This is a genomic window from Pantoea sp. X-Soil-YNGN-785 (assembly GCF_059730585.1).
In genome coordinates this window covers 1,654,403-1,673,810 of record NZ_AP035942.1, presented here as the reverse complement: position 1 = coordinate 1,673,810, position 19,408 = coordinate 1,654,403, and the positions used below count along the sequence as shown (strand labels likewise).

Annotated in this window: 11 protein-coding genes and 1 pseudogene; all 12 read right to left on the bottom strand. The window is 54.1% G+C overall.

The genetic code is table 11. The features are described from left to right. Positions 1–531: 531 nt before the first annotated feature. Positions 532–969 (bottom strand): hypothetical protein, encoded by a 438-nt coding sequence (locus AC6I8E_RS07750; protein ID WP_497824634.1) that lies wholly within the window; start codon positions 967–969, stop codon positions 532–534. 642 nt (positions 970–1,611) lie between these two features. Continuing rightward, positions 1,612–1,970: pseudogene (locus AC6I8E_RS07745) on the bottom strand (immunity protein Tsi6 family protein). 132 nt (positions 1,971–2,102) lie between these two features. Continuing rightward, positions 2,103–2,537, bottom strand: coding sequence for a type IV secretion protein Rhs (locus tag AC6I8E_RS07740; RefSeq protein ID WP_497824633.1), 435 nt, complete (start codon positions 2,535–2,537; stop codon positions 2,103–2,105). Beyond that, the gene (locus AC6I8E_RS07735) at positions 2,534–6,484 is read right to left on the bottom strand and encodes an RHS repeat-associated core domain-containing protein (protein ID WP_497824632.1); all 3,951 of its coding nucleotides are present in this window, start codon (positions 6,482–6,484) and stop codon (positions 2,534–2,536) included. The genes AC6I8E_RS07740 and AC6I8E_RS07735 overlap by 4 nt, the downstream gene beginning before the upstream one ends. 520 nt (positions 6,485–7,004) lie before the next feature. Next, on the bottom strand, positions 7,005–7,658 hold the full coding sequence (locus tag AC6I8E_RS07730) for an ankyrin repeat domain-containing protein (RefSeq protein WP_312215354.1): 654 nt from the start codon (positions 7,656–7,658) through the stop codon (positions 7,005–7,007). A 65-nt stretch (positions 7,659–7,723) separates the two neighbouring features. Continuing rightward, positions 7,724–8,986, bottom strand: coding sequence for a Tle-like phospholipase domain-containing protein (locus AC6I8E_RS07725; RefSeq protein WP_497824631.1), 1,263 nt, complete (start codon positions 8,984–8,986; stop codon positions 7,724–7,726). Next, the gene (locus AC6I8E_RS07720; RefSeq protein WP_312215357.1) at positions 8,979–10,133 is read right to left on the bottom strand and encodes a DUF2169 family type VI secretion system accessory protein; all 1,155 of its coding nucleotides are present in this window, start codon (positions 10,131–10,133) and stop codon (positions 8,979–8,981) included. Before AC6I8E_RS07720 ends, AC6I8E_RS07725 begins: the two co-directional genes overlap by 8 nt. 2 nt (positions 10,134–10,135) lie before the next feature. Then, positions 10,136–12,283 carry a type VI secretion system Vgr family protein gene (locus AC6I8E_RS07715; RefSeq protein ID WP_497824630.1) on the bottom strand — a complete coding sequence of 716 codons (2,148 nt, stop codon included), beginning with the start codon at positions 12,281–12,283 and terminating at the stop codon, positions 10,136–10,138. 16 nt (positions 12,284–12,299) lie between these two features. Beyond that, the gene (locus AC6I8E_RS07710; RefSeq protein WP_497824629.1) at positions 12,300–13,802 is read right to left on the bottom strand and encodes a serine/threonine protein kinase; all 1,503 of its coding nucleotides are present in this window, start codon (positions 13,800–13,802) and stop codon (positions 12,300–12,302) included. A 27-nt stretch (positions 13,803–13,829) separates the two neighbouring features. After that, positions 13,830–16,439 (bottom strand): type VI secretion system ATPase TssH, encoded by a 2,610-nt coding sequence (gene tssH, locus AC6I8E_RS07705; protein ID WP_061062264.1) that lies wholly within the window; start codon positions 16,437–16,439, stop codon positions 13,830–13,832. Between the two features lie 54 nt (positions 16,440–16,493). After that, entirely contained in the window at positions 16,494–17,540 is a 1,047-nt protein-coding gene (gene tssG, locus AC6I8E_RS07700) for a type VI secretion system baseplate subunit TssG (protein WP_041456810.1), read from the bottom strand. Continuing rightward, entirely contained in the window at positions 17,537–19,408 is a 1,872-nt protein-coding gene (tssF, locus tag AC6I8E_RS07695) for a type VI secretion system baseplate subunit TssF (RefSeq protein ID WP_147788300.1), read from the bottom strand. The genes tssG and tssF overlap by 4 nt, the downstream gene beginning before the upstream one ends.

Genomic DNA, 19,408 nt, shown 5'->3' with positions numbered 1-19,408 from the left:
TTAGTTTCCGTACTTATATTAGAGATTGGGTACCAGTACGTCATGGCGCTGTCACCCGGCGTATCGATGTGCATTAGCGGCTCCCAGCACCCGCGATCTACAGATACTGCATGTCACGCTGCTGCTTTCAATCACCGTTTGCAACCCGCTACACAGGCAGCGCACCGTCCCGTTTCAGCTCCCGTGGCGGTGCATGACTTTTAGCCCGTCATGGCAGGCTTTTTAAACAGCCAGCCAGACGCGTTCACCCCACACTCGCAGCTTTCATACGCCGCACAAAGTCCCAGGCAGGGTGAGTCATACGTGGTTAAGTAGCGTCCGATATGGGTTTACAGATATCTGGAAAGCCAATTGGCATCAGTTCCGCTGGCTTGGGGCTTTTGGCAGCACAACCCAGTGATACAACATTTCTTCTCTGGCCGGAGTATAGAGGCATTTCAGGAAGCGCTGTTCGATCGCTTCTTTAGAGAAACCCGGCGTAAGGGAAAGCATAATCCGTATCAATATTAACAGCCGGCTTCCCTTCTTAATTTAATTCGCCAGCCAGATACCGTAATAAATTACTATAGACCCAAGAGACAGAATGACTTTTGAAAAAATGAATAGCCCTGGCGCCAGCTTATTCGTAATCGGTGAAAACCTCCTGTAATTAGCAGCATTATATTTCCTGTGAAAATCCATAAAAGTGCCAAACATATTGCACAACCCAACAAGTATAAACCTCATACCCCATATAAAAAATAATGACGCACCTAACGCCTCCATTAAGTCCCCTGCGGCGTTCCTGGTAAAACCTGGGACTATCGCTGCCAGTCCTTTAAGCACGAACCCGATAGCTATGATGGCGATAAAAACACCGATAAAAGCTTTTCCTATAAAAGCCAGCGTTCTTTTTCCATAGGAAATCTTACTGCTCCAGATAAAATATTCCGCCAATAATAAGAAGAAGAAAAACGCAAAGATTTCCATGCTGTTGCCATCCGTTTTAAAAATCAATTAGCAGCCAGAACCGTTTTAGAAGCGCTAATGATAGCGGTCACTTTTCATCGGTCACAGGTCAGGCTGTCAGTTAATAGACCGCGTATCGAGTGCCGCTCAGCTCCTGGCTGCGCACCGCCACGCGGGTGATTTTGCCGTTAAGTTAGCGCGGACTAAGTGCGTTCATCAGGCTATGGGACGGTACGTAAAAGTCACCTGCTAGCGTACCTAAGCGTGATGGTCGATACGCGCGTCGGTGAACAGCAGTTCGACGGTGAGCACAAACGGACGACCAGCATTTCGGTGCCCGTAAGCGTATCAAACAGCAAGCCGGCTGCGGTGAAGTAATGCGCGGGAACATGGTTTATCCGTACAGACAGAACTGACAGAACTGACAGAACTGACAGAACTGACAGTGAAGAGTGCCAGTTAAAGTTGAAGGGAAATAATTTTTACTAAAAGCATCTTCTGATTAGAAGTAACAAGTGTCAGGATGAAATTATTTCCTACACAGACTCCTGCTTAAAAATAACAAGCAAAATCTATGAACATAGGTAACAAAGTAAGTTTTGCAGTCAATATGTGATTTGGATATCAACTAATAAAGACAGAATAAAACACTCCAACACCTATTTACTTCTGGGGTTTTAAATATCTTTTTTTCCGTTTTCCATATTCTGGATCGGTTTGATGAGGCAGGATAACTTTTAGCCCAGCACCTATTTGAGAGGCAATATAATTTGCGTTTGAAAGATGTTTAGCAAGCTCTGGGTCAGTTGTATCAAACTCTTTGGAAGCCAGACTCCCCAGATTCATACTATGCAGAACACTTTTATCATTTTCTTCACCAGTTAATATTTTTTTACATAAATAAGCTGTTTCAGAGCAACCTGAAAAACTGTAAAATCAGGCTTATCTAAGGCTCTTTGATTAGTGATATCAATAGCATCGTTAATGTAGTCAAGAGCGGTATATTCTTCTTTATTTATCATAACCAAAATGTATCATTCTCGTTTGAGAGCAAAGGCAGATCTAAATTAAAAATTACTAGACCCAACTTGTTTATATATAAAGACCAACCAAAAGCTCACTCTATAGTAACTTAATATAAAAAACCATTAGAATTAACCCTTAACACCAAAGTCAAGATAACCCTCTGCAGTAATAGCAAAACACCAATTCGCTCCCTCATCAAAAAAATAATGATGCTGAGGGATGTTATCTATTACATAGATCACAAAAGACAGGAATATTTTCGAACCAAGCGAAACTGCAAAATCAAGCGACGAGTCATTAACATAATAAATTATCTCACCCTCATTTATAAATTTATATAACCCACTTTCCTTAATGAATTCTTCAACTTCTTTTTCAATTTGTGTAGATTTGAAATCAATCGGCTTTTCAATATGTAACTCCAAACACTTCCAGTCTATTTTTGAGCCTTTCCAATTAAACGACTCAGAGAGCACATCAGCAATTGGCTCCCATTCATTAATTATTGTTGGCTTGGGATGAAAATTATCCATCGCCAACAATACCTCTTGATCTAAATTCATTTTCCTCTCCACGACTTTGACGGTAAGTTAAACAATTTTTGTAGTCTTTTCACTGATGATTCTGTCGCTTCAAAAAGATAGTGTTCACCTTTTTCTTTTCCACTGAATACATTTATATGAGCGCCGCTACGCTCGTCATACTCGATTCTAAATCCAGTTTTGCCGTCAGCGGTTGTCATTCCTACAGGCTTGCCTTTAGTAGCGCCGAATTTTCCAGTATTAACTTTCTCAGCCTTAAAGCCTCTTTCTTCAAGCCATTTTAATGCTTTGTTTCTAGCTTGTTCGTAACTATCTTTACATCTACTCAACCCCAGCGGATCCACCCAGCTCAGCGGATTCGGCGCATACTGATAAAGGTTAACCCCACCAGCAAGCCCTATCGGATCCTGGCTCACAAACCTGCCCGCATCCGGATCATAATAGCGAAAGCGGTTATAGTGCAAACCTGTTTCCGCATCGAAATACTGCCCCTGATAGCGCAGTGGCTGATAAACCGGCTCTGTATTCTCCACTGCGGCCTGCTCTGTGCGCAGCGTATTACCCCAGGCACGATAGACGGCACGCCAGACCACACTGCCATCAGCACCGGTCAGCTCTCGTGGCAGACCAGACACATCGTTGTGATACCAGTTAACCTGAGCTTCATGCTCCGTCTCGCCCTGCTGCAGACTGATCTGCGCCAAGGGAGCAAAGCTGTCATCCTCGTAAATCCAGAGGTGCTGACGCGAGCCTCTCACCTCACTCAGCAGGCGATTGCCTTCCCAGATAAAGCGCGTGATACCAAAAGCATCGCGTTTCCAGCTTCGACGTCCAAACGCATCATACCCGTAGGTGGTTCGCTGCTCGCTTCCGTTTCGGATGCTCACCGATTCGGTAAGCTGATGTTCAGCGTTCCAGATAAACTGCTGGTCTATGTGGCGGCCACTCTGTTTGCGCGTCACATTACCAAAGCCGTCATAGGTCCAGCGTTTATCTTCATAAACCCTGAGTCGGTTATCCTGCAGGGGCTGCGCCTGCGAATCACTCAGCAGATTGTGTGCCGGATCAAAGGCGAAATGCTCATCATGTGCCCGCGTCATCCGTCCCAGCGCGTCATATTCGTAGCGATAATCGCCCGTGTATTTATCCGTCATCTGCGTCAGCTGTCCATCGCGACGCCAGACATATTCGCGTGCCACCGCTGACTGCGCGCCACGACACGCACGCTGGCTTATCAGCCTTCCCATCTCGTCGTGCAGATATTCACTGCTGATTGCGCCCTGGGTGCGATGCACTTCACGGTGCATGACGTCACGTTCGCTTTCGCTGATGACCCGGTTACCAAAGTTAACCTGGACCCGATGCCCGCTGCCGTAATAAAACTGCTTCAGTTCCCGGCCATCCGGCAAGGTGGTGTGCGTCCGGTTACCCAGCTCATCATAGCTGTGGCGCAGTTCGTAACGGTGACCCCGAACCAGCGTCCGCTCAGCGAGTAACTGCCCGGCATCGTCCCATTCCAGCTCAGAGCGACCGCCGTGATTGACACCTGCAGTCAGGCGTCCCAGCGCATCGTAACGATAGCGGGTACGTTGCCATGTGGCATCTCCACCGCGCGACACCAGTTTCTCCAGCAATCGCCCGGCGGGATCCCGTTGGTAGTAGGAGTGGATTACCTGCCCGCTGCCATCGCCTTCTTCAATACGAGCCAGCGGCCAGCCACTGTCATCATATTCATAACGCGTTTTACAACCATCAAACCCGCGCTCCTCCACCCGGTTATCCCGGGCATCGTAGCGAAATGTATATCGCGCACCGTTCTCATTAATCAGTACGGTCAGGCGACGGGCCAGATCGTATTCGTAGCCAATGCTGTGACCGAGTGCATCAGTGCGTGATAGCGGCAAGCCATCAGCAGCCAGCGTCCAGCGCGTAACCTGCCCCAGAGGATCCTGCCAGGCAATCAGACGTTTCCAGCGGTCAAACTCAAAGCTTTCCGTTCCACCATCGGCATGCACAATACGCTGGGGCAGGCCATTCCATCGGTTATAGAACCGGGTATGATTTCCTGCCGCATCCGTCTGCTGCTTCATCCAGCCATATTTGTCATAGTCAAATGTCGATGTGCGCCCTGAGCAATCGGTATGACTGATAAGAAAGTTGGCCTGGTTCCAGCATAACGTTTGTATACCCGCCGCAGCATCACGTACCCTGACCAGATTGCCACGGTCATCATGGTTGTATTCTGTAATGCGTCCTATCTCATCCGAAAAACGGATTAAGTTTCCTGCTGAGTCGTAGATAAATTCACGCGTGCCGCCCAGCATGTTGGTCACACGAACTGGCGTGTTCCAGCGTTCGTGATAATCAAAACGTGTAGTCTGACCATCTGGCTCAATGATTGCCGTACAGTTGCCGCGTTCATCATAGCGGTAGCGCGTTATCCGGCCGCTCTGGTCGGTGAGTTGTGTCATCTGACCGCGGGCATTACGTCTGATACGAATATGCCCTTCCATCGCATCCTGATAGCCAATCAGTTCCTTATTGTCGTCAAAGTCATAGCGTGTCACGCGTCCCAGTGCATCAGTGACCGTTGTAGTCTGACTGCCATATTCAAAACGCCATTCCCCGCCGAGGCTGTCGCGATGTGCCAGTACCTTTCCTTCAGGAGCATAGGTGTCATAGTGATAAAAACACTCCATTTCGCCCGCGCGGCGATGCGCCACCATAATATGGTTACGGTACCGGAATTCACGCAGCACCTCGTTGAGCTCATTACGTACGGTAATCAGGTCACCCTGAGGTGAATAATCGTAGCGGCACAGAATTTCGGCATTCAGAGGATCAGACGGATAACAGACGCTGACGCTGGTGATACGGAAAAAAGCACTCCCTGTGTCCGATTCAAACTGAGAGAAGTTGATATTAAAACGACGCCCGGCGCTGTCTTCAATCTGCACCGGCAGATGCAGGATGTTGTAACGAATAATAAGGCGGTTGCCGTGACGGTCGCTGATGGCGGATAGCAGCCAGCGGTCAGATTCAGCTTTATGTGTAAAGTGCCAGTGCTGACTTTCATCTGCGTCTGAAATGCAGAATTCCTCTGCCTGTGGCTGCGAGATATAGAGTTGTTCGTAACGATGAAGTTGTGGCCTGCGTCCTGTATCAGGATAAGGAAACTCTATTTCACGCCCCTGCTCATCGATCAATATTAGCAGATGATTTTTCTTACGCACTTCCTGTGAGATGGGCAGTGACCAGCCCTGTCCCAGCCAGCCATTGCCGATTTCATCGGAAAAATAGTAGCGTTGCCAGTTTAGGGGGACCGAGGCTGGAAAAAAGAAATCATTATCTTCAGGGCCGAACAGCAGTTTGATACCCAGTACAGGGTTAACCGGACTACCAATCGCCATATCGACCTGCGGCAGAGGCCTTGCCGGAATTTTGCACGGCTCAGTCTTTTTCTGCGCATGTCCTTTGTCACTGCCTCCCTTTTCGCTGCCCGCTTTCTTAGCGCTGATAACTTCATCAGCTTCTTTTTTAGCGGCTTTAGCTTCAGCTTTAGCGGCGGTTGTTTCAGCTTTGACGACTGCTTTTTCTGCCAGTTCAGCACCTTCTTTTACAATACCCTTGCCCACTTTCGCGGCTTCTACTGCTTTACCAGCCTTTGCTGCCAGCTTACCGGCTTTAAACGCTGCCCCACCACCGGGTACAAAGTTAGCTGCCGCCGATGCAGCTGAAAGTGCTGCGTTACCATAATCGCCTTCTGCGGTGTAAATTGCCGCGTTCGCGCCATCAGCCACCGTGCCGACAATTGGAACTGCGCCTAACACGTCCAGACCGGTATGGACCCAGTCGCCATAACTGCTCCACCAGCTTTTCTTTTTCGGCGGGTTGGCACTGCCCGCCGCCACATGGCCTTGTGGCGCAGGCGCATATTGTAATTTACCAATCGTATTTCCGGTTGCCATTGGAGCTCCGTGCGAAAATATACAGGTTAAAGAAGGATTTTTTATATTAAGCGTGCTTATTCAGATAAGGCATGCGATGCAGTTCAGGTAAATAGTTTCACCAGCCGCCGCTTAAGGATTTATTCATTGCGGTGAGAAAAAAGATAAAGCGGCCAGATATTGTCAAAAGGGGTTTTATACAAAATCAATGAGTGAGATCGTAACATACAGGCATGTAATAATTAAAATTCCAGAGCAATCATCATAATGCCCACATTATTCAGGTGCGAGGATTGATACCAGTACCGCACCATCTCGCTATCATGCCAGAAAGTGAATAAGTCAGGGTTTATCACTATGCATCTGACACGCCAGCCAGCACTTCTTAGCGCCTGTTAAATCACGAGCAGAGCTGTTTAAGCAGGCCGTTATGCAATCTGAACCTGTCACTTATTATAACCATGCCAGGTTCATCAGTCTAAATTAATCGCACGCTCAGGCATCCATCAGAAGCTGATTTTAAATTTGACCCAAATCCCTGTTAATTTTTGTGGGTTAATTTTTTTATATCTTCCAGCTTATCGATTGCCATCTTATTATCTTTATTGGTATTACTGATGATTTTATCCAAAAACTGATTAAAAGTTACATTATTAACATCAGTAATATTTGCATCTGCGCCATGATTGAGAAGGTATTCAACCTGATCATATTGTTGACCATACAGACCTTGAAAAATTGCCGTTTGACCTAAGCTATCTTTTGCATTGACATCAGCACCAATCTCTACAAGATATTTCAGAGTCGGGAAGGATCTTTCATTGGTTGCATAAAATATTATCGGCGTGCTTTCAAATCTCGCATTTTTATCCATCCCGCCTTTAATTAAGGCTTTAAAAAACACAGGGTCTGCGTATCCTGCTGTATTGGTTGCCACAGATCCCATGTCGACAACGTATTGAAGAGGATTAGCGCCATGTTTTACTAAAACACTCAATATATTTATTCTGTTAACTTCCTTTTTTGATGCCTCACTCAGGGCATAATACAAAAGCGTTAAGTCCTTCTCGCCAGGCTTATTAAGATCGGTTTGCGTTGATAATTTTTCCACCTCATCAACGTTGCCCTCTTCAATTGCCTGCGCCAGCTGGAGCTGGCTTCCTGAAAAATAATCTTCGGGATGAATTTTCTTCATATCACAAGCCTGTAAAGTTAAAAACGCAAATAAAAAAGGCAAATAAATCATTTTCCTTAGAATGTTCAATTATTTTCTCCTGTGATGGTTGCTATATCATGGCTTTTTTCTAACTCCAGACAGTGTATGACCTGATCCATGCCGTGCAAGGTGACAGGATTGCCCTCTCCGCCGGTTAGATTGTGTCTTGTACCTGCGGAGTCAGGCGCCTTCCCCGCAATATACGCTTTTAACATTGCCAGCCCAGGCCCATATTTCATTCCAAAATCCAGCAGTCGCCCGGCATTATTCTCCTGAATATCGGTCAGTATTTCACCTTTCACTCTGAATGCATCGATATTTTTTCCATCTCCGGAAGCCGCCGAACCGGAATATCGTGAGACAGTATTCAGGTTTAAACCCGCAGCATTAAATGTCCACCCTTTAACATTTCCTGCTTCTGATGCTGAAGACGCTAACCCACCGCCCAGAGAATGACCGACCACATCAACATTACTTGTTTTAGATAAGTGCGTACCTATTTGAACGGCTTGTTCATAATAGCCCGTTTCTTTGTCAACGCCTTGGTTGAAATTCGCCTTCCAATCTTCAAGCTCACTCGGCCTTGTACCCCGGAAAACGACAGAGGTTTTTATATCATCGCCAAATACTGCCGGATCCGGCGCATAAACTCTGGCTCTGAACCCCGGAGACGCAGTAGCAATAAGATCTTGAGGTTTCAAATTTATCTTTTTTAATGCCTCTGAATCATTACTGATATCAGTCCATCCTTCAGGCATATGAGGGGTTAGTTCCCGGGGATCGCCTCCATCATAAATCACTGAGGCTAAACGAGCTTTTTCAACGGCGGTGTTATCCAGTTCGAGACGATTTGCTGCAGCCTGCACATCCTTGTTGCTACTGCTCTTTCCCAATTCAATCAAATACTTACGGTATTTCCATCTTTCACTTTTCGTCATACCGAGCATGCCTGGCAAGAAACTGCCATTCATGAAAAACATATCCTGAACTCTGATAATTTTGAAACCGCCTATGTTGGTATCAGGACTGTGTTCAATCGGCCAACAATTGCCCTCCACCGTTCCGCTGGTAACACCCTTGTTCGTTCCTGCTGCATCTCCAATCGTTTTGGGCACAAAACTTTGATTGAATACAAAGGCAGGATGACCATTAAATTTGACAGAATTAATTGTGGATGCAGATGAGCCAAGCGTGGTCTGTACGGGATAGGGGACGGGAGATTGCGATCCCGGCGTAAAACAAAGATCAGGTGCCATACCTACTACTTTGTATGCACCATCTTTACGGGCAGCGTAATTTTCAGCCATTCGTTTTCACCTGCTGTAATTTCGCCAACAGACTCGGTGGTAAAGGCACAAACTGGCGTGAAGCAGAGTGACGATTATGGCTTGCGGCAAGCTCAAGCTGTTGCTGGCGCTGTTCCGCTTTGATGAAACGCAGTTCGGTCATGGCCGGCTCCATAAGTTCCGAAATTACAGTACGATAGCTACAATGTACTTTTCGCTCATTCAGGTCGATAACCAGCGTATCAAGGACCATATCTTTTGCCACTCCAGCCCCTTTCTCCGTGGTAATAAAGACAAAAAGTGACTCCACGGGTACCTGCAAATGAATTTGCTGATTCTCAATCTCACGGGATGAAATAAAATAACGCAGCGTTACAGGTACACTTTTGAGTGGTTCCGGTAAGGGAAATTGCATTAAGGGATGCGCGCCATTCCAGTAAGCAAAGTTAAAATCCTGCGGCAGCAAAGGATGACGGTCTTTTCGCCATTTTTCATCGTAGCGTCCTGCCAGTTCAATCCTTCCTTGCCAGCCCCGTCCAAAAAAGCCAAAACCCGCAGGTGATGACTGTTGATCAATTTTTTGTACTGGCTGTGTTGGCCACTCGATCTGTGGGGCTGTCAGGCGCTGGGCTTTCAGGTTTTTCAGTACTTCGGGAGGATACCATCCCATCCCAACACTGTTTACCGGGGAGGCAATAATTTTTTCACCTTCTGAAGAGTAGAATCCCCCCGCGGCGTATTCATAGCGAAGATCCAGCGATGTTATCGGTTGAGATTCACTCAGCTGCCAGGTCGCAATCATCTTTCGCCATTCACGCGGCCCATTAATTTTAATGAGACGGGTAAATTCCCCCAACTGAACGCCAGCAGTAAAACTTTTTACCGGCTTATCTTCAGGTGCCCAGGCGGTCGCATTAATGACCACATCCATACGTGGTTTATAGGGGGCCAAATCGCTTTCAAATCGGACACTACTCCGGCCCTGCTCAGCGAAATAGCTGTCCTGCTCAACCAGCTCACCCTGATCCTCACAGAAAACTAGTTCACCACTTTTTATATCCAGATCATAGCTAAGACGGGCAACGACTGTTGAAAAGCCATGGTCGTGTTGATCTAAGGACTCAAAGAGTAATGCAGGAAAGGCAGTTAAATTGGCAAAGTTTTCCATAATCAGTTGATGTCTATCTGTGTACCATCGATATCAATCACCTTCTCACCAACCAGCTTGATTTTATTCGCGCTGATAGTGATGGTGCCATTCTGCTCAAGCACAATCATCGATTCGCCACATACCAGGGTGATTTTGTCTTCAGCACTGAACTCTGCATTTGTTCCGGCAGAAAGTGCGATATCCCGCCCGGCATTGAGCGAATATTTCATAGCGACATTGTGCATCTGCATTGCGCCGACATTAGTCATCCAGCCAGCGCCGACATTGAGCACATAGGCTGCCCCGATATTTGTGTTCTGCGCCAGGCCGACATTGAGCATTGATGCCAGAGCAATCGTTTCAGTTTTCGCCTGATCCACTTTCAGTGTCTGATTGCCATTTATCGTTACCGCCTGATTCTGGCCAATCCGCACTTTCTCATTCTGATCGACCGTTTCGGTGCGATTGCTATGCACGGTGATGGTTTCATTACCATCCACCGTCTCAGTACGGTTCTGATGAACGGTAATGGTTTCATTCTGATCGACTGTTTCAGTGCGGTTTTTCTTCACCTCGGTGGTTTCATTGCCGCCGATGGTTTTGGTCCGGTTGCTGCCAACACTGTGGGTTTCATTGTTTTCCACCTCAGTGTCCATGTTCTTTTCAGCATGCAGCCAGACCTGTTCCTCACCCGCCTTATCCTCAAACCTCAGCGCGTTCGCGGTGTCCGCCGTGCCATCCTTCGACCGGCTCAGAAAGCCCATTTGCGTCGCCGACGCCGGCAGCGCCCATGGCGGCATGCTCGCCTCGTTATACACGCGGCCGATGATCAGCGGACGATCCGGATCGCCGTTGATAAAGTCCACCACCACTTCGTCGTTAACACGCGGGATCTGCACCCCGCCGAACCCCTGACCGGCCCAGGCGCTGGAGACGCGCACCCAGCACGAACTCGTGTCGTCGCCCTTCGCCAGACGGTCCCAGTGAAACTTCACCTTCACCCGGCCGTAGCGGTCGGTCCAGATCGACTCGCCTTTCGGCCCGACCACCTTCGCGGTCTGTGGGCCGTGCGTTTTCGGCCACGGCATCTCCGGCGGCGTGCGGTACGTCACCGACGACGGCAACACCGTAAAGCTGATGTTGTGGCGGCTGTCGCCGGTATCACCGCTGGCGTAGGAGTTCTCGGCAAAGTCATAGGTCGCCGAGGTCACCAGATACTCGCCGTTGTCGCTGAAGTGCGGCGCGTTGATGATGGCGAAGGTAAAGCCCGGCGCGATACCGGTGGCCGTGCCCGACCCGCTGACGCTGTGGTGCTCGGCCTGCCACACCTCCTGACGGATGCGTGCATAGGACTCGCCGTGGCTGTGGTCGACAAAGTGACCCGGCCAGTCGTAGACGTCCACCGAGCCCGGCACCGGCGACGCCGGGTTCTGCCGCGCCTGCAGCATCCACGCGTTCGGCTTGCGGAAGTCGTAGTCGTCGGTGCTGTAGATGCCCGGCGTCACGCTCTCCGCCAGTGACCACTGGCTGATGCCCTCTTCCGTGACCACCCCGCCAGACGGGGTGACGTGATAAGCAATGGTCTCATAGCCCGGAAACGCCTGATGCTGGTCCGGCGCGTCGCACAGCACCAGCGTATGTTTGTCCGCCTCGTGACGGAAGAAGTAGTAAATCCCCTCCAGCTCCATCAGGCGGCTGATAAAGTCCAGGCTGCTCTCCTGATACTGCACGCAGTACTCCCACACCCGGTAGTTGCCCGCCAGCCGCGTCTCAACGTTGACCGCGTACTCCTTCAGCAGCGTCTGCACAATCTGCGGCACCGTCTGGCTCTGGAAGATACGCAGGTTGCGGTCGCGCCGCATCGGCCACAGGTCCGGCTCGACCGTCAGCTGGTAGACCGCGTAGCGCGTGCCGCTCAGCTCCTGGCTGCGCACGGCTACCCGGGTGATTTTCCCGTTGAGGTAGCGCGGACTCAGCGCGCTCATCAGGCCATCGGTCGGCAGCGAAAAGGTCACCGGCTTGCCCAGCAGGGCGTGACGGTCGATGCGTGCGTCGGTGGCCAGCAGTTCGGCGGTGAGCACAAACGGACGGGACAGCGTCTCGGTGCCCGTGAGCGTGTGGAACAGCAGGCCGTCCGCCGGCAGCTGTGCAGTAATGCGTGAGAACATAAGTAATCCCTGACTATTAACTGTGTGGATCAAGCAACCAGACGCCTTCTTCGCTGATGGTCAGCGTCTGCTGGCGGGTGCCACTCTGGCCACTAATGGCAAAGGTGTAGTTACCCGGTGCCAGCTGCAGCGTGGCGAAGCCATTCACCGCCGGGACCAGCGCCTGCGGCTGACCGTTGACCTGAACACGTTCACCCTGCTGCAGACGGATATAGACCTGAGCGACCGGCGCGGGGGGCGGTGCCGGTTGAGGATCGGGTTCACGTGCGGCGGTCTGCGCAGGCTCAGCAGTCTGAGCCGGGGCGCTGGCAACGGTATCCGGTGGGGTCTCAGCCTGCGTCGGTGGCGCAGCCACCGGCTGATTAACCGGCGCGACGGTGGCGGCAGGCGCGCTGTTTTGCGCGGTCTCAGCCTGCGCCGTCTGGTCCTCACCACGCGACATCAGCAGACCGGCGCACAGGCCGACCAGCACGCCTGCGGCCACCAGACCCGGCAGTGCAAAGCGATGCCCCAGCAGCGTTTTCAGCGGCGAGGCGGGTGTGACGACCTCTTCTTCTTCAATCGGCACCAGCATGGTGCCCGGCCCGCTCATTTTTGCGCTGAGCAGCGGTTCAGGCTCGCGCTCCGGCAGCGCCATCAGCACCGCAAAATCATCAATACTCTGCGGACGGTCTTCCGGTTTCAGCGCCAGCGCGCGATCCACGGCGCTGAGCAGCGCGGTGGAGTAGCCCGCCAGACGACGCTGCACCAGCGGCTGATAGTTATCTTCGATGCTGCGCACTACGCTCACTGGCGGCGGCGCACCGGTAATCAGCGTGTGCAGCACCGCGCCCAGCGCGTAGATATCGGTCCACGCGCCCTGCTCACTCTCGTCGTTGTCGCTGTACTGCTCAATCGGCGCATAGCCGGGGCGCAGCATGGTCTCGCTCTCATCCGACAGGTTGCCGATGGTTTTACGCGCCGACCCGAAGTCCAGCAGAATCGGCTCGCCGCTGCTCTGGATCTGGATGTTATCCAGCGAGATATCGCGATGCAGATAACCCGCTTCATGGATGGTTTTAATCGCCCCCAGCAGCGGCGGCAGCATGCGACGGATCCACGCCTCATTCACCGACTGCGGATTACGTTCGCGGAAGTTCGAGAGCGTGGTGCCGCTGTAGAACACCGTGCCCATGTAGGCGGTGTCGTTCTGCACCCAGAAACGCAGCACGTGCAGCAGGTTCGGATGGTTAAAACGCGCCAGCAGCCGCGCCTCCTGAATAAAGCTGTTCAGGCCGGCGTGAAAGGTTTTGCTGAAGCGCTCGCTGCGCAGCACCAGATTCAGGTCATCGCTGCGCACCGCCAGCGAGGCGGGCATAAACTCTTTGATAGCGATATCACGCTCAAGCTGGTGATCCCAGGCGCGATAGACGATGCCAAAGCCGCCACCGCCGATGACCTCTTTGATTTCAAACTCATTGAAGCGGTAACCCAGCGGCAGGGCGTTGGGGACATTCAGGGGTTGATCATGTTCCGACATATTCGAAAACTCTCTGATGACTAGGCTTTAAACAGCGAACTGGCAGACAAATTCGCCCTGCTCACAACGCACCTCAACGCGGCGATAGCGTTCATCGCGGGCGTGGGCGCTCAGCAGTATCTGGCTCATCTGCGGCAACAGCGTGTTGGTGAGGATGGCATCGACCATGCGACCGCCCGACTCCACCTCGGTGCAGCGCTGTACGATCTGGCTGACCACCGACTCGTCGATCTGCGCCTCAATGCCGTGGTTGTCGGCCAGACGACGCACGATGCGCGCCAGCTGCAGCCGCACGATCTCCGCCAGCATGTCATCGCTGAGCGGGTAATAGGGCACCACCAGCAGACGGCCCAGCAGCGCAGGCGGGAATACCTCCAGCAGCGGCTTACGCAGTGCGGTACTCAGGGCATCGGGATCCGGCATCAGTTCAGGATCGGCGCACATGGCGCTGATCAACTGCGTGCCGACGTTCGAGGTCAGAATGATGATGGTGTTGCGGAAATCGATGTGGCGGCCTTCGCCATCCTCCATCCAGCCTTTGTCGAACACCTGGAAGAACAGCTCATGCACATCCGGATGCGCTTTCTCAATCTCATCCAGCAGCACCACGCTGTAGGGACGACGGCGAACGGCTTCGGTCAGCACGCCGCCCTCGCCGTAACCGACGTAGCCCGGCGGGGCGCCTTTCAGCGTCGAGACGGTGTGCGCTTCCTGAAACTCGCTCATGTTGATGGTAATGATATTCTGCTCACCGCCATACAGTGACTCGGCCAGCGCCAGTGCGGTCTCGGTTTTCCCTACACCGGACGGACCGCACAGCATAAAGACGCCTGCGGGTTTGTTGGGGTTGTCCAGGCGCGCGCGTGTGGTGCGAACCCGCTTCGCGATCAGCTCCAGACCGTGACGCTGGCCGATGACGCGCTGGTTAAGGGTGTCAGCCAGATTCAGGACGGCGTCGATCTCATTTTTCACCATCCGGCCCAGCGGAATGCCGGTCCAGTCCGACACCACGGCAGCCACTACGCCCGCATCGACGGCGGCAAACAGCAGCGGCGTGTCGCCCTGCAGCGCAGTGAGTTGCTGCTGCGTTGCATCACGCTGTTCACGCAGCGCCGCATCCTCTTCGGTCACACAGCGGGCGCGCAGCGCAATCAGGGTCTCGACCAGTTCGCGCTCCTGCAGCCAGCGCTGTTGCAGCGCATCGCGTTCAGCTTCCAGGGCAGTGCGCTCTGCGGCAATCGCCTGCTGGCGGGTGACGTCACCGAGGCCGACCTTAATTTCGCGTTCAATGATCTCCGCTTCAATCTCCAGCGCGGCCAGACGGTGCAGGCAATCCTCCAGCGCCGCAGGCTGTGCGCCCTGACTGACCGCCACGCGGGCGCAGGCGGTATCCAGCAGCGCCACGGCTTTATCAGGTAACTGACGCGCCGGAATGTAGCGATGGGATAGTTTCACCGCCGCACTGACCGCATCATCCAGCAGCAGCACCCGGTGGTGTTTCTCCAGCGCGCTGACGGTGCTGCGCAGCATCAGAATCGCTTTGGCTTCATCCGGCTCCTGCACCTGCACGGTCTGGAAGCGACGGGTCAGCGCCGGGTCTTTCTCGATGTACTTTTTATATTCGGCCCAGGTAGTCGCGCCGATGGTGCGCAGCTGGCCGCGCGCCAGCGCCGGTTTCAGCAGGTTGGCGGCATCGCCGGTGCCCTGCTGACCGCCCGCGCCGACCAGGGTGTGGATCTCATCCACAAATAGCACAATTGGCGTCGGGCTGGACTGCACCTCATTGATCAGCGCCTGCAGCCGTGCTTCGAACTCCCCTTTCATCCCGGCACCCGCCTGCAGCAGGCCGATATCCAGCAGCCAGAGCTGCACATCGCGCAGCGGCGCAGGCACATCGCCCGCCGCGATACGCAGCGCGAGACCTTCGACCACCGCGGTTTTGCCGACACCTGCTTCGCCGGTCAGCAGCGGGTTGTTCTGACGACGACGCATCAGAATATCCACCATCTGGCGGATCTCATCGTCACGGCCGGTCACCGGATCGATGCGGCCGTCACGTGCGCGCGCAGTCAGGTCCTGCCCGTACTGCTCCAGCGTGCTGCCGCTGGCCGCAGGCGGTGCGCCAGCGGCATCCACCGGTGCGATCAGCGCCTGCTGCGCTTCTTTGCTGTTGCTGAGCAGCGTGTCGAACTGCTCCAGCAGCGCATCGGCGTTGACGCGACTGAACTGGCCGGAGATGCCTTTCAGTACGCTGGCCAGGTTGAAAGTTTTCAGCATGCCGATCAGCAGATGGCCACCGCGAATGCGGGTCGCGCCATATTTCAGCGAGGCGTAAACCCATGCCCGCTCCACGGCGCTGTCGATATGCTCAGAGAGGTCGGAGACCGCACTGGCACCGCGCGGCAGGCGATCCAGCGCGGCAACGATGTCCTGAGTCAGGGCCTTTTCATCCAGTGAAAAATGTGTGATGACCTGCTGTAAGTCGCCATCCTGCTGCTGCATCAGCTGATGCAGCCAGTGCACCAGTTCAACATAGGGATTGCCGCGCAGTTTGCAAAAGGCGGTGGCGCTTTCCAGCGAGGTAAATAACAGCGTATCCAGTTTGCCGAATAGCACGGCACGGCTGATTTCTGACATAGGGGGCTCTCTTCAATGAAAGACGCAGGCTGTGTAACAGGGAAAGCGGCTGGGCTAGCGCGAAGCTGCCTCAACCTCAAACATAAAATCTTCTCGATCCTGCGGCTGCGGCATCTGCCCCAGCCAGCTGGTGTAACCAAGCCGGGCAGCGCCGCCCAGCGCCACACCCTGCACTTCGTCAGCGGCCAGGATCAGGCTGAGATCCCACTGCATTTCGATGCCAAGGTAGTGACGCACCCAGTCGCGCACTTCCTGCGCGCCGGGAGCATCCGGCAGAAAACGGGCATACTGCGCGGCGCTGAGCGGGCCCAGGTGCAGGCGAAAACGGTGCTGCACGTCACGCACCGCCACCCCGAGAAAAGCAGAGGCACCCAGCCGGGGCATGTGGCGTCCCGCGCCGAGCCGGGCCTGATCGCGGCTGTCCAGCGTCAGCCAGTGCGGCAGGTTCTGCGTCAGCCGGACCGGCACGCCAAAGTAGTGGCGCAGGATACGCACCAGCCCTTCGGCATCGTGACCGTGACGGCTGAGATGACCCACCAGCATCAGGCGGGCATGAAGACTCAGCGAACTGGCCTGCTGCTGGGCCGGTAAACCGATGCCCGCCAGGCAGGCGAGATAGTTCAGAAAGCGGCTGTCGTCGGGGCGATCCAGCGATACGGTCGGCTGCGCATCCGCCCAGGCGCGATAAAACAGCAGCGTGGCGCGGTGATGGAACAGGTCAGCAAACGCCGACAGGCTGTGATCCTGATGATGCACGATGCGTTCATGCACATATTCAGTCAGATGGGTCGGCAGCGGCCCGTTGGGGCCAAACAGGCCAAAGCTGTAGATCGACAGCTCATGGCGTCCGGACTCTTCACGTGGCGTGGCGCTGGCGACGGTGGCGGGCGCAAACGCCAGTGACGGCGTCTGACCGATGCGCACCGATTCGAACTTCGGCAGCGGCGCACGGCCCAGCGGATAGCGCTGACCGCCCTGCGCATCCAGGCGTCGCAGCAGCTGGAACAGATCGTAGCGCCACGGCGCGGCCATCACTTTCTGCCAGAAATCATCCGGCAGTCGGGTCAGCCGCGGCAGCGTAATGACTTTTTCGCCACTCATATCAGCGCTTTCCGGCCCATGCGCGGTGGCCAGTAGCCCACTTCGCCGCGCTGCTGGCTGTTCAGGGTGAACTCCGTGAAGCTGTTGAGCGCTACGAGGCGGCCACAGACCCGCTCCAGCACGCTGCCGAACAGCCACGGACTGGCACCCGAAAACGCCTGCTCATCCACCTCCAGCGTGATGCTGACGCCGCGCGCAAACACTACCGGGCCCGGTTCCGGCACGCGGCGGTTGACCGCGCTGAGCGTACAGTGGCGGATGCCGTCAATCTGGCGGGCAACCGGCGCTTCCGCCAGGTTGGCGTAGAGGCTCAGCAGCTGGCGCAGCGCCGCAGCACCTTCCCCGTCGCTGCTGTCCATCAGGCTGAGGTAGTTCATCTGCAGATGGCTGATCAGCCGCCACGCAGAAAGGCCTTCGGCCAGCGCCGGACGCGGTGGCGTCGGCCCTTTGCACAGCTTCAGCTCCGACACCGGAATAGAATCCGGCATTACGAAGTTGCCCTGATCCTGCTGCAGCATCAGCGGCAGATCGCGGCTGGTACACATCACCTCGGCGGAGAGATAGCGCACGTCATCACGCCACGGCGCGTGATGCTCATCCACCAGCGAGAGAAAGACTTCGGAACCAATATAGCCGGTGCGCGTGCCGTAGCGCTGCGCCTGTTCTGACAAGGTGCGCTGTTCGCGGCGCAGCGAGAAGTAAGCACCGTAATCACCCTGGTCACCGCTGAAGGTGCTCCAGAAAGGACGGAAAACCTGCTCTTCCCGCTGGCCTTCTACGGTGGCGAACAGCCGCTGCACCGAATGCACCTCATAATCCAGCGGCCGGATGTTATCCACTACCAGATGATATTCATGCTGGCTGTCGCTGACCTTCAGGCGCTCGGCGGTTTTCGGGAACAGATTGATGACCGGCGTGCAGTGCAGCGCCAGATGGCTGTGATCGACCACGCTTTCCAGCGCGCTGTCCGCTTTGTCGAGCAGGATAATGATGTCGAACGCCGTGGCGTTGTCACAGCGGCGCAGGAACGGGCCGAGCTGACTCAGACTGATAAACTGGAAACGCGCCGGAAACGCAAAATACTCCTGCAACAGACGATAGCCGTCGAAGTTGCGCAGATCGTCCGGCAGCAGCGCCTGCTCCGGCGCAAATCCCTCCTGCTGCAGGGCGTCATCCGTCAGCACCTGACGCTGTGGCCGCTGCTCTGCCGACTGCAGGACGATGCCGACCCGGTGCTGCATCAGCAGCTCAAGCAGCTTCAGCGCCTGGATATCGGGGCCGCTGAGGAACAGCATCAGGTCATCCACACTGAGCTGACTCAGTGAGGAGATCCCCTCGCAGCTGATGCGGATGCGCAGCGCACTGGCCGCGCCCAGACCACCCAATTTTAGTTCGCCAGAGGGCAGATCGCCGGGCACGCCGCCGAGAGTGACTTCGCTGATGCGCAGCGGATGCAGCACCACATCGTGTGCGGTGGTGTAGCTGCAGGTCACCCCGGTTTTTTTCAGGTTCTGGCTCTCCATCATGGTGCCGCGCGGCACGCGAAAGCCCTGGGTGATATCACCCTTGCGGCTGTCCGGCGTGAGCTGCGCGATCGCCATTGACGGCGTTGGCGAGAGATAGGATGGCGCAATCATCTCCAGCAGGCGCTGCGAGAAGCGCGGAAACTCCGCATCCATCTTCAGCTGCACGCGCGACGTCAGGAAGGCGAATCCCTCCATCAGCCGCTCGACATAGGGGTCCGCCACGTCGATGCCATGCATGCCAAGACGTCCCGCCACTTTCGGGTAACGCGTCGCGAACTCCGCCCCCATCTCGCGCAGGTAAGCCAGTTCACGGTTGTAATAGTCGAGCAGATTGCTGTCCAT

Bases quoted from the DNA above. Each gene is read 5' to 3' on its own strand.
- AC6I8E_RS07750 (WP_497824634.1), bottom strand. From the start codon at position 969: ATGGAAATCTTTGCGTTTTTCTTCTTCTTATTATTGGCGGAATATTTT.
- AC6I8E_RS07740 (WP_497824633.1), bottom strand. From the start codon at position 2,537: ATGAATTTAGATCAAGAGGTATTGTTGGCGATGGATAATTTTCATCCC.
- AC6I8E_RS07735 (WP_497824632.1), bottom strand. From the start codon at position 6,484: ATGGCAACCGGAAATACGATTGGTAAATTACAATATGCGCCTGCGCCA.
- AC6I8E_RS07730 (WP_312215354.1), bottom strand. From the start codon at position 7,658: ATGAAGAAAATTCATCCCGAAGATTATTTTTCAGGAAGCCAGCTCCAG.
- AC6I8E_RS07725 (WP_497824631.1), bottom strand. From the start codon at position 8,986: ATGGCTGAAAATTACGCTGCCCGTAAAGATGGTGCATACAAAGTAGTA.
- AC6I8E_RS07720 (WP_312215357.1), bottom strand. From the start codon at position 10,133: ATGGAAAACTTTGCCAATTTAACTGCCTTTCCTGCATTACTCTTTGAG.
- AC6I8E_RS07715 (WP_497824630.1), bottom strand. From the start codon at position 12,283: ATGTTCTCACGCATTACTGCACAGCTGCCGGCGGACGGCCTGCTGTTC.
- AC6I8E_RS07710 (WP_497824629.1), bottom strand. From the start codon at position 13,802: ATGTCGGAACATGATCAACCCCTGAATGTCCCCAACGCCCTGCCGCTG.
- tssH (WP_061062264.1), bottom strand. From the start codon at position 16,439: ATGTCAGAAATCAGCCGTGCCGTGCTATTCGGCAAACTGGATACGCTG.
- tssG (WP_041456810.1), bottom strand. From the start codon at position 17,540: ATGAGTGGCGAAAAAGTCATTACGCTGCCGCGGCTGACCCGACTGCCG.
- tssF (WP_147788300.1), bottom strand. From the start codon at position 19,408: ATGGACAGCAATCTGCTCGACTATTACAACCGTGAACTGGCTTACCTG.